The sequence below is a fragment of the Corynebacterium sp. ACRQP genome (assembly GCF_022345915.1).
Lineage (GTDB): Bacteria > Actinomycetota > Actinomycetes > Mycobacteriales > Mycobacteriaceae > Corynebacterium > Corynebacterium lehmanniae.
The window spans coordinates 147,533-161,338 of record NZ_JAKRMZ010000001.1 but is presented as its reverse complement, the minus strand read 5'-3'; the positions used below and the strand labels follow the sequence as shown (position 1 = coordinate 161,338).

Genomic DNA, 13,806 nt, shown 5'->3' with positions numbered 1-13,806 from the left:
TCTCAGGAAAAGTTATCCACATTTTCGCCCGGGTCTAGATTTGGGGCTTGCGCGACCATAGCTTGTGTGCCATGACACCATTCCAAGAGTTTCTGAACACACAACCGACCATCCGCGTGCTTGAAGGCTTTGACAAGCGCGCCGCCATCGCCGCCGGCGTGATACCGAACCTGGCCAGCAAGTGGGAAGCGATCCACAAGGTCTACTTCGGGCCCACACGGTGGACCAAACACCAACGCCTCGCCCGCAAGGCCGCCGAAGCGTTCCCGCTGAGCCAGCTGGTCTACATCGAAGACCGGTTAAAGAAGATCCCCAACGAAGCCGAGCGGTGGCGCGTGCGCCGCAAGCTGCTGGAAAAGCTCACCACCCACCGCGAGCTGAAAGCCAAGGCCGACAGGCTGATTCTCAAGCCGGCACGGACAAAGCCGAAACTGCAGGTCAGGTTTGGACGGTCCGTGCATGGCAGGCGCTCGATCCAGATCACTGCCGACGAGCACGACGCCGCCGACATCGAGGCCTACCTGCGCGAGGACCTCGACCCGACCAAGCCGCCGGGGCCGCAGATGCTGCGAAGATTCCTCGATCTAGTACGGGGATGCGGCGGAGGCCTACCTTTCGCCGTTCGCCGCCCGATTGTGGTGGTGGGGCTGGACCAGCACGTGCAGATCCTCTCCGGCGACGGAGACGACGTGATCCTCGGACTCACCGACGGCACCACCATCACCGGCGCCGAATACCTAGCATCGGAGCCCGAGCTCGCAGAGGTAGCGCTGTTTCACCCGACCGAAGGCGCGCTGAACCTGTACCAGACGCAGCGCTACGCCAACGACAAGCAGCGCGACCTCGCCCGGTTGACGCTGACGGTGTGCCCGTGGCCGGGCTGCCGCCATGGTTCCGACGCCTGTGAGATCCACCACATGCAGTCCTGGGCCGAAGGCGGCGAGACGAACATACGCAACCTCGTGCCGGTGTGCCGCTACCACAACCAGGTCAACCACGACATCAGCTCGCACGCGAACCGCCGCGGCAGCGTCAAACGGGTCAAGGGCAGGCCCATGTGGGTATCACCCAACGGGATCCCCGCGGCGAACAGGTACCACCCCTACGGGGCGATGGAGGTGCTGTTCGGCTCCGGTTCCTCTGGAGCGCGGAGCACGTAGCGGGCCAGCGTGTCCTCGTGGCCGCGCAGGCGCACCGGGTCGGGGAGAAGCCCGTCGTATGTGAAGCCTGCTTTCTCGGCCGTGCGGCGCGAGGCGGCGTTGTCCACGGCGATGTGCAGTTCCAGCCGGCGCAGACCTTGGGCAATCGCGTGGGCGGCGACGAGCCGCAACGCCCGGGTAGTCAGGCCCCGGCCCCGGGCCCACGGCGCGGTGCTGTAGCCAAGCACACCGCCGGGGCGCAGCTCGATGCTTCCGGCGTAGTGGCCGTCAACCACATACGCCCACCGCTCGACGCCCTCCGGCACAGCGGCAAGGAATTCGTCGGCGTGCTCGGGCGTGTAGGGGTGCGGCACGGTGGTCCAGCGCACCATTACCGGGTCGTTGCACGACGCGATGATGTCGGCGCGCACCCCTAGCAACGATTCGACATCGCGCCAGGGGAGCAGCGTCAGCTCCGTGTCCCGGAGAAGGGGCACGTTAGTTGGCATGCAGCGCTTCGTTGAGCTCGATGCCCTTCGCGGGCACAGCCTCGACGGAGCCGGTGACGGAGTTGCGGCGGAACTGCAGACCGTTCGCGCCGGAGAGCTCGAGCGCCTTCACCGTGGCGCCAGCGTCCTTGCTCAGAGCTTCGGCAACCGGCGCGGTGAGCACGACCTTGGTGCCGGCGGTGACGTAGAGGCCGGCTTCGACGATGCAGTCGTCGCCGAGCGAGATGCCTACGCCGGCGTTCGCGCCAAGGAGGCAGCGCTCGCCGAGGGAGATGACTTCTTTGCCGCCGCCGGACAGGGTGCCCATGATGGAGGCGCCGCCGCCGATGTCGGTGCCGTCGCCGACGACAACGCCCGCCGAGATGCGGCCCTCAACCATGGAGGCGCCGAGCGTGCCGGCGTTGAAGTTCACGAAGCCTTCGTGCATGACGGTGGTGCCTTCGGCGAGGTGGGCGCCCAGGCGGATGCGGTCGGCGTCGCCGATGCGCACGCCGGACGGCACGACGTAGTCGACCATGCGCGGGAACTTGTCAACGGAGAACACCACTACCGGGCCCTTGGCGGCGAGGCGGCCGCGGGTCATCTGGAAGTCCGAGACGGCGCAGGGGCCGTAGTTGGTCCACACCACGTTGGACAGCAGACCGAACACACCGTCCATGTTGGCACCGTGGGGGCGGATCAGGCGGTGCGAAAGCAGGTGCAGGCGGAGGTAGACGTCGTAGGTGTCCACGGCTGGCTCGGCTAGGTCTTTGATCGCGGTTTCCACGGCTACGCGTGCCACGCCGCGCGCCTCGTCGGGGCCGACGAGCTCTTCGAAGCGGGCGTCGGGCTCTGCCAATCGACGCGTCCCGGTTTCCTCAACCGGCTCATCAACTAACGGGGCGGGGTACCAGACGTCAAGCACGGTGCCGTCGTGGGTGATGGTGGCGACGCCGCGCGCAATCGCGGAAGTTGGGGAATTCATGCCGATTACCTTACGGCACCCCGGTTTCGGGTGAGGAAGGACATGGCGACCAGGATCAACGACAGGACGGTGACGCTGATGACTTGGGAGCGCGAAGCATCGTCGAAAAGCATGAGCACCGTCAGCCCCAAAAGCGCCGCCAGGGTGACCCACGGCACCCACGACGCGCCGCGCACACGCACCGCGGAAGAACGGATGCGCGGGTGGAGCTTGATGAAGCTCAGGGTGATCATGATCCAGGTGACGATGAGGCAGCCGCCGGTGGCGGACATGATGAAGTCGATCATCCCCGGTGGGTTCCACCACTGCAGGCCCACCGCCACGAACGCGAAGAACACGGAGATGAGCACGGAGTTGCGCGGCACGCCGGCGGTGTTGGTGCGCGCCATCCAGGCCGGGGCGTCGCCCTCGAGCGCCTGCTGGTATCCCAGCCGCGAGGTGCCGTAGATCTGCGCGTTGAACGCGGACAGAAGCGCGAGGACGATCACGACCTCCATGAGCGCGGCGGCGCCCGGGATGTTGGCCATTTCCAGCACGGCCGTGAACGGCGAGTCGGCGGCGGAGTCCGCGCCGTCGATGGCGGCGTACGGCAGCAGCAGGATGATCACGGTTACTGAGCCGATGTAGAACAGCGCGATGCGCCAAATAATCGAGTTGACTGCGCGTTTGACGTTGTCGGAGGGATTCTCGGATTCGGCGGCGGCGATGGTGACCACTTCGATGCCGCCGAATGCGAACGCCACCGCGAGTAGGCCGGCGGCGATGCCGGCGATGCCGTTGGGGGCGAAGCCGGATTCGCGCACGTGCTCGAAGCCGACGAAGTCGCTGGCGGGCAGCACCCCGGCCCACAGCAGCACGCCGATGACCAAGAAGCCCAGGATGACGGCGATTTTGATCATGGCGAACCAGTACTCGAACTCGCCGAAGCCCTTGACCTGGGCAAGGTTCACGGCGGTGAGCACCACCACGACGACAAGCCCGGGCACCCATTGCGGCACGCCGAACCAGCCGGCCATCATGGCGGAGGCGCCGGTGAGTTCGGCGCCGCACGCCATGATGAGCAGGAAGTAGTAGATCCAGCCGAGCAGGAACCCGGCCCAGTGGCCGAACGCCATGCGTCCGTAGGTGGCAAACGAGCCGGAGGAGGGGTGCGCGGCGGCCATTTCGCCGAGCATGCGCATCACTGCGATGACGATCAGCCCGGCAATCGCGTACGCGACGAGGATCGCGGGCCCGGCGGCGCGAATGCCCACGCCGACGCCGAGGAACAGCCCGGCGCCCACGGCGGTGCCGAGCCCCATGAGGGTGAGGTGACGCGATTTCAGGCCGGAGCCCAGATCGCTATTGCTTGTCGACGTTCCTCCGGTCATCAGGCGCCCCTATTCTTGTGCACGTTTTGGTGGATCGCGCCGGCGATGGCGATGACGCCGACGACGACGGCGACCGCGAGCATCTGGAAGCGCCCGTCCGCGTCAGCCAGCATCAGCGCAATGACGCCTGCGGCGAGGGCAATCATGACCCACGGCAGGACGGCCGGCGCCCACATGCGGACCTCGGTGATTTCGCCGGTAGCCACTAGCTTCGGATGCAGTCGCACGAACGACAGAGCGACGACGATCCACAGCACGATCAGGCAGCCGCCGACCGCGTTGAGCAAAAACGCCAGCAGCCCTGGCGGGTTCCAGTACTGCAGGGCTACGGCGGCGAACCCGAAGACGACGGAGACGATGACGGCGCGCATGGGCACGCCGCGGGCGTCGGTGCGGGCGAAGGAGGCGGGGGCGTCGCCGCGCACGGCGAGGTTCTGCATGAAGCGCGAGGAGCCGTAGATCTGGGTGTTGCAGGCGGACAGCAACGCCACCACGATGACGGCTTCCATGATGCCGACGGCGCCCGGGATGTTCGCCAGCTCAAGCACGGCGGTAAACGGGGAGTCGGCGGCGGAGTCGGCCTCGCCGATTTCGTCGAAAGGCAACAGCAGCACGATCAGCAGCACGGAGCCGATGTAGAACACGGAGATACGCCAGATGATGGAGCGGATCGCGGAGTGCACGCCCGCCTGCGGGTCTTCGGATTCGGCGGCGGCGACGGTGACCAGCTCGATGCCGCCGAACGCGAACGCCACGGCCAGCAGCGCGGTGGCCACGCCGGACCAGCCGTTGGGCATGAAGCCGACCTCGCTGACGTTGCTCAACCCCACGAACCCGCTGGCGGGCAGCAGACCGAGCCACAGTGCCACGCCGATGATCAAGAACGCGACTATGACGGCGACCTTGATCAGGGCGAACCAGAACTCGAACTCGCCGAAGTTTTTCACTGCGGAGAAGTTCACCACGGTAAACGCCACGATGGCCACCAGCGCCGGGATCCATGGTGAGATGCCGAACCAGGCGGCGACGATGGCGGAGGCGCCGGTGATTTCCACGGCCATGATCATGATCATCATGAACCAGTACAGCCAGCCGATGGTGAACCCGGCCCACGGCCCGAATGCTTGGGCGGCGTAGGTGGAAAACGTGCCGGAGGACGGGCGCGCGGCGACCATCTCGGCGAGCATCTGCATGAAGCAGACGGTGATGAATCCGGCGATGACGTACGCGATCAGCACGGCCGGCCCGGCGGCTGCGATACCCACGCCGGTGCCCAGGAACAGGCCGGCGCCGATGGCGGAGCCGAGGCCCATCATGGTCAGGTGGCGTGTCTTCAGTCCGCGAGCGAGCGCGGTGGATTCCGCGACGGGGGAAACTGGTGTCGACATGTCGAACACCTTAAACGCAAGCTATTGCGCCAACGGCATTATATTCCGCATTTTTGCGCTAATCGACGCCTAAAGTGCGCCGCCGCACCACCGGCGAGGTGGAAAACGGCTCGTGTTCGATGCGCAGGTCGTCGCGCCCGGCGATTGTCTTCGCGGGCACCTGCGCGCCGGCCTCCACGTCGAAGACCATGGTTTCCGGCTCGAGCATCACGCCGACGCCGATTTCGCACCGGTCGCCCAGATCCACCCCGATCACGCCGGCGGACGGGTGCAGCCGGCAGTCCCGACCGACCCGCATCGGCGCGCGCTCGTGCTCGCTCACCCTTGACGCCATCAGCGCCGACGACAGCGACAGGTCGGTCCCGCCGCCGACCACCACAGACGACGACAAACGCCCCTCCAGCCGCGCCGGCCCCAGCGTGCCGGCGTTGTAGGAGACGTAGCCTTCGCGCATCACGGACGTCCCCTCGGCCAGATACGCCCCAAGCCGCACGCGCTCGGCTTCGGCGATGGTCACCCCGGATGGCACGACGTAGTCGACCATGCGAGGCAGCCGGTCGATGCCGTAGACGTGGATCAGCCCGCGCGCCCGGAGGTTTGTGCGCACGGTTTCGAAGTTGTCCGCCAAACACGGGCCTTTGTTGGTCCACACCACCGGCTGCAAAAGGTCCAGCGCGCCGTCCATGTTGATCGTCAGCGGCTCGACCATGCGGTGCGACAGGAGGTGCAGGCGCAAAAACACGTCGTGCGCGTCGATGGGCGGCGCGTCCAGGTCCGCGATGACGGTGCGCACCGGCACGAGTTCCACCAGCCTGTCGTGGTCCGCGCCAATAAGTTTCAGAAACTTCGGGGTGAGTTCGTGGGCGCTGACGCGGTGGGTGCCGGAGGTGGCGTCGATAGGCAATAGCTCCGGCGACGGGAACCAGGTGTCCAGCACCGTGCCGTCCATGGCGATGTTGGCGATTCCGACGGCGCGCGCTCCTTGAGACATGGCTGCGAGTCTAAACGTAGGATCGCCGTGTGACTTCCTTAGATCTCTTCGCCGACCCAATTGCACTTTCCGCGGCGCTCGTGGACATCGAGTCGCCCTCGCACCACGAGGAGGCGATCGCGGACGCCGTCGAGAACGCGCTGCGCGGCCTCGAGCACGCGGAGGTTGCGCGTTTCGGTAACACGGTGGTGGCGCGCACGAACTTCGGCCTGGGTTCGAGGGTGGTCTTGGCCGGGCACATCGACACCGTCCCGCTCGCGGACAACACCCCGCACAAGCTTCTCGACGGCACCCTGCACGGCTGCGGGTCCGTCGACATGAAATCCGGCATGGCCTGCTACTTGGCAGCGTTCGCGCGCCTGGCCGAGCCGGGCAAATCCGCCCACGACCTGACCGTGATCGCCTACGAGGGCGAGGAGGTCGCGCAGGAGTACAACGGCCTGCACCACCTGGAGCGCGACAACCCGGAGTGGCTCGAGGGCGACATCGCGCTGCTCGGCGAGCCGTCCGGCGGCATCATCGAGGCCGGCTGCCAGGGCTCCATCCGTGTGTTCGTGGACGCGGCAGGCACCCGCGCCCACTCCGCCCGCAGCTGGCTGGGCCACAACGCGGCGCACGATCTGGCCGGGGTGCTCACGCGCATCGCCGCCTACGAACCGCGCGCGGTGGAGATCGACGGCTGCGAGTACCGCGAGGGCCTCAACGTGGTCGGCCTGGAGGGTTTCGTGGCCACCAACACCATCCCGGACCACGCGCGGCTGATCGTGAACTTCCGCTACGCGCCGGACCGCTCCGTCGAGGACGCCAAGGCGCACCTCGAGGAAGCGCTTTCGCTTGAGGACGGGCTCACGCTGACCTACGACGACATCTCCCCGGCCGCCCTTCCCGGCCTGGGCGACCCCGTGGCCGCCGGCCTAGTCAAGGCTGTGGGCGGGAAATTCCGCGCGAAGTTCGGATGGACGGACGTGGCGCGCTTTTCTAGCCTGGGAGTTCCCGCGGTCAACTTCGGCCCCGGCGACCCTGGTTTTGCCCACAAGAAGGACGAGCAGTGCCCGACGGACCAGATCACGCAGGTTTTCGAGCAGCTGCTGTCGTATTTGAGCGTCAACGAAAGCGAGTAGTTAATGGCCCCGCTGAACATTCCCCGCCCGGAGCGCGACCGGAAGTTGCGCGGCCCGATCGCGTTGCGCGGTTCGGACCACCAGGCGTCCACGTTCGACCAGCGCCTGCTTGAGGCGTTCGGGCACGCGGACAGTCAGTGGCGTCACGAGGACCCGTGGCGCGTGATGCGCATCCAGAGCGAGTTCGTCGCAGGCTTCGACGCGCTGAGCGAAATGCCGAAGGCCGTCACGGTGTTCGGTTCGGCGCGCCTGGGGGAGGGCACGGAGGAGTACCAGCTGTCCTACGACGTGGGCAGGGCGCTCGTGGAGGCCGGCTACGCGGTGATCACCGGCGGCGGGCCTGGGCTGATGGAGGGGCCGAACCGCGGCGCGCACAACGCCGACGGCCTGTCGGTGGGCCTGGGCATCGAGCTGCCGTTCGAGCAGGGCCTGAACGACTGGGTGGATCTGGGCCTGAACTTCCGCTACTTCTTCGCCCGCAAGACCATGTTTTTGAAGTACTCGCAGGCGTTTATTGCGCTGCCGGGCGGTTTCGGCACGATGGACGAGGTCTTCGAGGTGCTCTGCATGGTGCAAACCGGCAAGGTGACCAACTTCCCGATCGTGCTGATGGGCACCGAGTTCTGGTCGGGCCTGGTGTCGTGGATTGAGGAGCAGCTGCTGGGCCGCGGGCTGATTTCGCCGGGCGACGAGAAGCTCTTTTTGGTCACCGACTCCGTCGACGAGGCGGTGGCGCACATCGTGGATAAGCACAAGGTGATGACGGATCAGCGCCTCAAGGATGAGTAAGCCGCTCGCCGAAGTGATGGCGATTGTCAACCGCACGCCTGACTCGTTCTACGACAAGGGCGCGACGTTCGCCTCCGAGAAAGCACTTTTGCGTATCGACGGCGCCGTGTCCGCCGGGGCCAGCATCATCGACATTGGCGGCGTGAAGGCCGGGCCTGGCGACGACGTGTCCGTGGCCGAGGAGATCGACCGCGTCGTGCCGCTGATCGCCGCCGCGCGCGGGCGCCACCCGGACGTGACGTTGAGCGTGGACACGTGGCGGGCTCCGGTCGCCGAGGCCGCGATCGAAGCCGGCGCGGACCTGATCAACGACACCTGGGCCGGCTTCGACCCGGAGCTGGTGGAGGTCGCCGGACAGCACCGGGTGGGCTACGTCTGCTCCCACACCGGCGGGGTCACGCCCCGCACCCGCCCGCACCGGGTGCATTACGACGACGTGGTCGCCGACGTCATCGCCGAGACCACCGCGCTGGCCGAGCGGGCGGCGTCGTTGGGCGTGCCGGAGGAGCGCATCTTCATCGACCCCACCCACGACTTCGGCAAGAACACCTACCACGGCCTGGAGCTTTTGCGCCGCGTGGACGAGCTGGTGGCCACGGGCTGGCCGGTGCTGATGGCGCTGTCGAACAAGGACTTCGTCGGCGAAACGCTCAACCGCGGGCTTAACGGCGCAGACATCGCCGAGCGCGTCCCCGGCACCCTCGCCGCCACCGCCTGGGCCGCCGCGCGCGGGGTAGCGGCCTTCCGCGTGCATGAAGTGGAGGCCACACTCGATGTGATCCGCATGACCGCCGCCATCCAGGGCGAGATGGCCCCGCTTCACACCGTTCGGGGGCTCGCGTGAGGGTCAGCGTGGTCATTCCTGCGTTGAATGAGGAAGCGACGGTGGCGGGGGTCGTCGAGAAGTGTCTGGCATCGCACGCCGACGAAGTGCTGGTGATCGACCCGGACTCCACCGACGCCACCGCCACACTCGCGGCGGAGGCGGGCGCGCGGGTGGTGCCGTGGCGCGAGGTGGACCCCCGCGAGCCGTGGGAGGGCAAAGGCGAGGCGCTGTGGCGCGGGGTGAAGGCGGCCGCCGGCGACGTCGTGGTCTTCGTGGACGCGGACGTGACCTCGCTCGAGCCGTGGTGGGTCGACGCGCTCGCCGAACCGTTGCGCGACGACACCGTCCACCTGGTCAAGGCCTCCTACGAGCGCGCCCGCGCCGGCGGCCGCGTCACCGAACTGACCGCCAAACCGCTCCTGCGCGCCCTGTTCCCGCAGCTCGCCCACATCCGCCAGCCGCTCGCCGGCGAGTACGCCATCCGCCGCTCCACCGCCCTGCGCCTGCCGTTCGTCGCAGGTTACGGCGTCGAGGCGGGCCTGCTCATCGACGTCGCCTCCGCCCACACACCCGCCTCCATCGCTGAAGTGGAGCTGAGCCCCCGCGAGCACCGCAACCGCCCGCTGACGCAGCTCGGGCCGATGGCGGACGTGGTCTCCCGCACGATCCTGGCGCGCGCCGGGGTGGGCGAAATCCAGGTCCGCGAGCGCCCCGCCTGGGTCGCCGGTTAAACTAGCCGTCATGCTTTCCTGGATCGTGCTAATCCTCATCCTCGCGCTGCTGAGCATCATCGGTGTGCGCGTGTTCGCCTCCGTCTTCGGCCGCGGCGAGGCGCAGCCGCCGATGCCGCCGACCGCCGACGTCAAAGAGGCCAACCGTCGCGCCGTGGAGGAGGGCAACTTCGGCGACATTCAGCTCGAGGTGGTGCACCGCGGCTACCGGATGGATCAGGTGGATGCGCTGCTGGAGCAGTTGGCCGGCGGCAACCTTGGGCCCGTCGAGAGGCAGGATGCTCAGGTAGAATCGCCTACGTCAACTATCGCGAAGTAAAAGGAGCGTAGACGAATGGCAGCAATGAAGCCGCGTACCGGCAGTGGCCCGATGGAAGCGGTGGAGGAGTCCCGCAAGATCGTGATGCGTATCCCGTCCGACGGCGGCGGCCGCCTCGTGGTGGAGCTGTCCAAGGAGGAGGCCGGCGAGCTCGGCCGACTGCTCACGGAGGCCGCAGAAGCCTAACGCGCCGAACGCGGTAGTATCGCCACATGCTCAACGACATTGTGGACGTGCTCGCCGACCCGGCAGACCTCACCCCGCTTCGGGGCGAAGACGACTTTTCGCGTCTCGTTTCCGAATCGGGGCATTCTTATGACGTGGCCAAGCAGGGCTATGTCACCCTCGCCGCCGGCAAGGGCATCGGGCACGAGGGTGACTCGCTGGAGATGGTCAACTCCCGCGAGACGTTTTTGTCCAACGGCCACTTCGCCCCGTTCGTGGAGGCCGTCTCCGACGCGCTCGCCGACGTGGTGGAGCGCGCCGCCGGCGACACCGAACACCCGGTGATCATGGAGGCCGGCGCCGGCACCGGCTACTACCTGGCGCACACCCTGGACCTGATCGAGGGCGCGCGCGGCGTCGGCCTGGACGTGTCCGTGCCGGCGGCGAAGCACCTGGCGAAGGCGCACCCGCGCGTGGGTGCTGTGGTGGCGGACGTGTGGGAGCAGCTGCCCACCCGCACCGGCTCCGTGCACGCTTTATCGGTGGTGTTCGCGCCGCGTAACCCGGCGGAGTTCGCGCGCGTGCTTGTGGACGGCGGCGAGGCCGTCATGCTCGTCGCCGACCAGGGCCACCTGGACGAGCTGCGCGAGCCGTTGGGCATCCTCGGCGTCGAGGAGGGCAAGGTCGAGCGCCTCATCGCCCAGTCCGAGGGCCACCTGGTCCCCGCGGCGGAGCCCGAGCTCATCGAGTTCCCGATGCTGCTGGAGCGCGACGCCATCGCCGCCCAGGTGGGCATGAGCCCGTCGGCGCGCCACTTGGACAAAGAGACGCTTCAGGCCCGCCTCGCGGAGCTGCCGGAGCAGATGCGGGTCACCGCTCGCGCGCAGCTGATCCGCATGCGCAAGGCCTAAAACCGCCTTAGCGCACGTAGCCGCGGCGCCACTCGGAGTGGATTTCCGCGCCGTCGTGGGCGCGGGTGCGGATGCCGGAGCAGCCGCCGTCGAGCCACACGCGCGAGGACATGACCACGCTGCCGCCGCCGGCGTAGACCTCGATGGTGGAGCCGTCGACGATGACGGTGATGTTGTCCTCGTCCTCGTCGTTGAGCGCGGCGGTGGCGGGGGAGCCGTCGAGGCGGTCGAGGGTGATCTGGTCGCCGGAGTGGGTGATCACCACGCCCGGCTCGCCGTCGCCGTCGAGGACTTCCACGACGACGGAGGAGCCCGGCGCGACCTCGCACAGCCCGGCCCACATGCGAGCGCGGTCGGTGCTGTCCACGGCGTCCGGCAGTCCCGGGGCGGGCACCTGGTAGATGCGGCCGCCCTGCAGAGTGACGCGGCGCGGCAGCGTCAGCGCGTTGGCCCAGCCTTCGGCGTCCCAGTTGGGCTCTTTGGTGGGGTCGCCGGCGCGGTCGGTGTTGGTCATGAACCCGTAGAGGTAGGCGCGCTCGTACAGCTTCGCCGTTTCCACCAGGTTGTAGGTGGTGTTGCGGGGGCGGGTGAAGTCGTGGCCGTGGTCGACGATGGTAAACGGGGTGTCCACGCGGAAGACGCTGCCGCGCAGCTCGCCGACGGCGTAGACGGCGGTGTCTTTGCCGTCGCGCTCGAGGGTGACAAACAACACGTCGCGGATTTGGTCGTCCACCTCGTCGCGCAGGCGCACGATGCGCGGGGCGACCAGGGAGGCATCAAGGTCGAAGCCGGTCTCGCCCTCGAATTCGAGGATGCCCTCGAGCGTCCAGTCGCGGCCGTCGCCTGAGGTGAGCACGACCGGCTTCGGCGCGGTTTCGGGCCCGGAGACGGCGAGCATGAGCCAGCCGTCGTGGGCGTCGTCGCGGTCGGTGTCGGCGTCCCAGTCGGGAACGACGCAGGGGGAGCGGAAGTTGCTCACGCCGGCGACGTCTTCGACGACGGCGCCGAGGCGGGACGCGGCCGCGGAAACGTCCAGGTCGGTGTCCTCGTCGAGGTCTGCGCACAGCTCGTCGACGTGCGGCACGTGCGCGACCTGGATCGTGTTGCCGGCCGCGGTGGCGGAGGTGAAGTACAGGTCCACGCCGTCGCCGGCGGCGGAGACGCTGCCGGCGCGCACGGCGATTTCGCCGCCGACGGGCACGATGACGTCGTTGCAGTCCACCCAGCTAAACGCGTCTTCTTCGCTTTGCTGGTGGCCCCAGCGGCTGGGCGCGTCGGGGGTGGGGCGGTACTGGTAAAACATGTTCCACACGCGCTCCGATGCGGCCCCAGTGCGGTAGATGCCGGCGGGGCCTTCGAGGATGCCGCGCTCGGCGGTGACGTGCAGTTCCGGACGGTAAACGGTCATCTGTTCAGCCCCTTGTAAATCTCTACGGTCTCTTGCGCGATGGTTGCCCAGGAAAAGTCGGTTTTGGCCCGCTTGAGCCCGGCCGCACCCATGGCGGCGGCGCGCTCGCTATCGCCTGCGACGGCGTTGACGGCCTCGGCCAGGGCGGCTTCGAAGCCTGCGGTGTCGTTGGCATCGTAGTCCACCAGCACGCCGGTTTCGCCGTCCACGACGACCTCCGGGATGCCGCCGACGCGCGAGGCTACCACGGCGGTTTCGCACGCCATCGCTTCGAGGTTCACAATGCCCAGCGGCTCGTAGATGGACGGGCACACGAACACGTCGGCAAGCGAGTACACCTCGCGCACCTTCTCCGCGGGCATCATTTCTTGGATCCAGAACACCCCGTCGCGAGAAGCTTTGAGCTTGTCGACGAGCCCTTCGGTCTCCGCCGCAATCTCCTCGGTGTCCGGGGCACCGGCACACAGGATGAGCTGGATGTCCTCGTCGAAGGCTTGGGCGGCCTTGAGCAGGTGGGCCACACCCTTTTGGCGGGTGATGCGCCCGACGAAGGCCACGACGGGTTTGTCCGGGTCCACGCCCAGCTCCTCGGCGATGGTGCCGGAGTCGGGGTACCACTTCTGCGGGTCGATGCCGTTTAAGACGGTGTGGACTTTAGAAGCGTCGATACGCGGGTAGGCCCGCAGGACTGCCTCCTTCATGCCGGCGGACACCGCGATGACCGCATCGGCGTACTCGAAGGCGTTCTTCTCCGACCAGGAGGAGACGTTGTAGCCGCCGCCGAGCTGCTCGCGCTTCCAGGGGCGGTCCGGCTCCAGGGAGTGGGCGGTGACCACGTGGGGGATTTCGTGCAGCTGGCCGGCCAGGTGCCCGCCGAGGCCGGCGTACCAGGTGTGCGAGTGCACCACGTCCAGCCCAGCGGCGGCATCGGCCATGCGCAGGCCGGTGGACAGCGTCTTGATCGCCCCGTTGGCGTTCTCCAGCTCGGGGTCGACGCCGTGGACATAAACGCCTTCCGCGTCGCGGGGTGCGCCCATGCAGTGCACGTCCACGTCGACGATGTCGCGCATGAAACGCGTCAGCTCGGTGACGTGGACGCCGGCGCCGCCGTAGACCTCCGGCGGGTATTCGCGGGTGAACATTCCGACTTTCATGACCGCCGAGCCTACTTACGC

15 protein-coding genes are annotated in these 13,806 nt (G+C 67.7%); 8 read left to right on the top strand and 7 right to left on the bottom strand.

What is annotated here, in order from left to right; translation table 11 throughout:
* Positions 1–71: 71 nt before the first annotated feature.
* Positions 72–1,160, top strand: a complete 1,089-nt coding sequence (locus MHY23_RS00745; protein ID WP_239306000.1) for an HNH endonuclease signature motif containing protein — start codon at positions 72–74, stop codon at positions 1,158–1,160.
* On the opposite strand, the gene MHY23_RS00740 is transcribed toward MHY23_RS00745, so the two are convergent.
* The 5 genes from MHY23_RS00740 to MHY23_RS00720 are packed head-to-tail and all read right to left on the bottom strand — an operon-like array spanning position 1,103 to position 6,361.
* Positions 1,103–1,648 carry a GNAT family N-acetyltransferase gene (locus MHY23_RS00740; RefSeq protein ID WP_239305999.1) on the bottom strand — a complete coding sequence of 182 codons (546 nt, stop codon included), beginning with the start codon at positions 1,646–1,648 and terminating at the stop codon, positions 1,103–1,105. The genes MHY23_RS00745 and MHY23_RS00740 overlap by 58 nt on opposite strands.
* Positions 1,638–2,612: a 2,3,4,5-tetrahydropyridine-2,6-dicarboxylate N-succinyltransferase gene (gene dapD / locus MHY23_RS00735; protein WP_239305998.1), complete on the bottom strand. Its 975-nt coding sequence runs from the start codon at positions 2,610–2,612 to the stop codon at positions 1,638–1,640. The genes MHY23_RS00740 and dapD overlap by 11 nt, the downstream gene beginning before the upstream one ends.
* A gap of 5 nt (positions 2,613–2,617) precedes the next feature.
* Positions 2,618–3,982, bottom strand: coding sequence for an amino acid permease (locus MHY23_RS00730; protein ID WP_239305997.1), 1,365 nt, complete (start codon positions 3,980–3,982; stop codon positions 2,618–2,620).
* Entirely contained in the window at positions 3,982–5,370 is a 1,389-nt protein-coding gene (locus tag MHY23_RS00725) for an amino acid permease (protein WP_239305996.1), read from the bottom strand. The genes MHY23_RS00730 and MHY23_RS00725 overlap by 1 nt, the downstream gene beginning before the upstream one ends.
* Before the next feature lie 58 nt (positions 5,371–5,428).
* Complete coding sequence (locus MHY23_RS00720) at positions 5,429–6,361, bottom strand: succinyltransferase (RefSeq protein WP_239305995.1); 933 nt, start codon at positions 6,359–6,361, stop codon at positions 5,429–5,431.
* 29 nt (positions 6,362–6,390) lie between these two features.
* On the opposite strand from MHY23_RS00720, the gene dapE reads away from it, so the two are divergent.
* Genes dapE through MHY23_RS00685 form a run of 7 tightly spaced genes read left to right on the top strand, consistent with a single transcriptional unit; the run spans position 6,391 to position 11,223 of the window.
* The gene (gene dapE, locus MHY23_RS00715) at positions 6,391–7,482 is read left to right on the top strand and encodes a succinyl-diaminopimelate desuccinylase (RefSeq protein WP_239305994.1); all 1,092 of its coding nucleotides are present in this window, start codon (positions 6,391–6,393) and stop codon (positions 7,480–7,482) included.
* Positions 7,483–7,485: 3 nt separating this feature from the next.
* Entirely contained in the window at positions 7,486–8,271 is a 786-nt protein-coding gene (locus MHY23_RS00710; RefSeq protein WP_181888174.1) for a TIGR00730 family Rossman fold protein, read from the top strand.
* Positions 8,264–9,115, top strand: a complete 852-nt coding sequence (gene folP, locus MHY23_RS00705; RefSeq protein WP_239305993.1) for a dihydropteroate synthase — start codon at positions 8,264–8,266, stop codon at positions 9,113–9,115. The genes MHY23_RS00710 and folP overlap by 8 nt, the downstream gene beginning before the upstream one ends.
* Positions 9,112–9,828 carry a glucosyl-3-phosphoglycerate synthase gene (locus MHY23_RS00700; RefSeq protein ID WP_239305992.1) on the top strand — a complete coding sequence of 239 codons (717 nt, stop codon included), beginning with the start codon at positions 9,112–9,114 and terminating at the stop codon, positions 9,826–9,828. The genes folP and MHY23_RS00700 overlap by 4 nt, the downstream gene beginning before the upstream one ends.
* A gap of 10 nt (positions 9,829–9,838) precedes the next feature.
* Complete coding sequence (locus tag MHY23_RS00695; protein ID WP_181888176.1) at positions 9,839–10,147, top strand: cell division protein DivIVA; 309 nt, start codon at positions 9,839–9,841, stop codon at positions 10,145–10,147.
* Between the two features lie 15 nt (positions 10,148–10,162).
* A complete protein-coding gene (locus MHY23_RS00690; RefSeq protein ID WP_070475087.1) occupies positions 10,163–10,333 on the top strand; it encodes a DUF3117 domain-containing protein in 171 nt (56 codons plus the stop codon).
* Between the two features lie 26 nt (positions 10,334–10,359).
* Positions 10,360–11,223, top strand: a complete 864-nt coding sequence (locus tag MHY23_RS00685) for an SAM-dependent methyltransferase (RefSeq protein ID WP_239305991.1) — start codon at positions 10,360–10,362, stop codon at positions 11,221–11,223.
* Positions 11,224–11,230: 7 nt separating this feature from the next.
* Here MHY23_RS00685 and MHY23_RS00680 read toward each other — a convergent pair whose 3' ends face one another.
* Together MHY23_RS00680 and glgA are read right to left on the bottom strand one after the other, a co-directional pair.
* Entirely contained in the window at positions 11,231–12,631 is a 1,401-nt protein-coding gene (locus tag MHY23_RS00680) for a GH32 C-terminal domain-containing protein (RefSeq protein ID WP_239305990.1), read from the bottom strand.
* Complete coding sequence (glgA, locus tag MHY23_RS00675; protein WP_239305989.1) at positions 12,628–13,785, bottom strand: glycogen synthase; 1,158 nt, start codon at positions 13,783–13,785, stop codon at positions 12,628–12,630. Before glgA ends, MHY23_RS00680 begins: the two co-directional genes overlap by 4 nt.
* Positions 13,786–13,806: the final 21 nt, after the last annotated feature.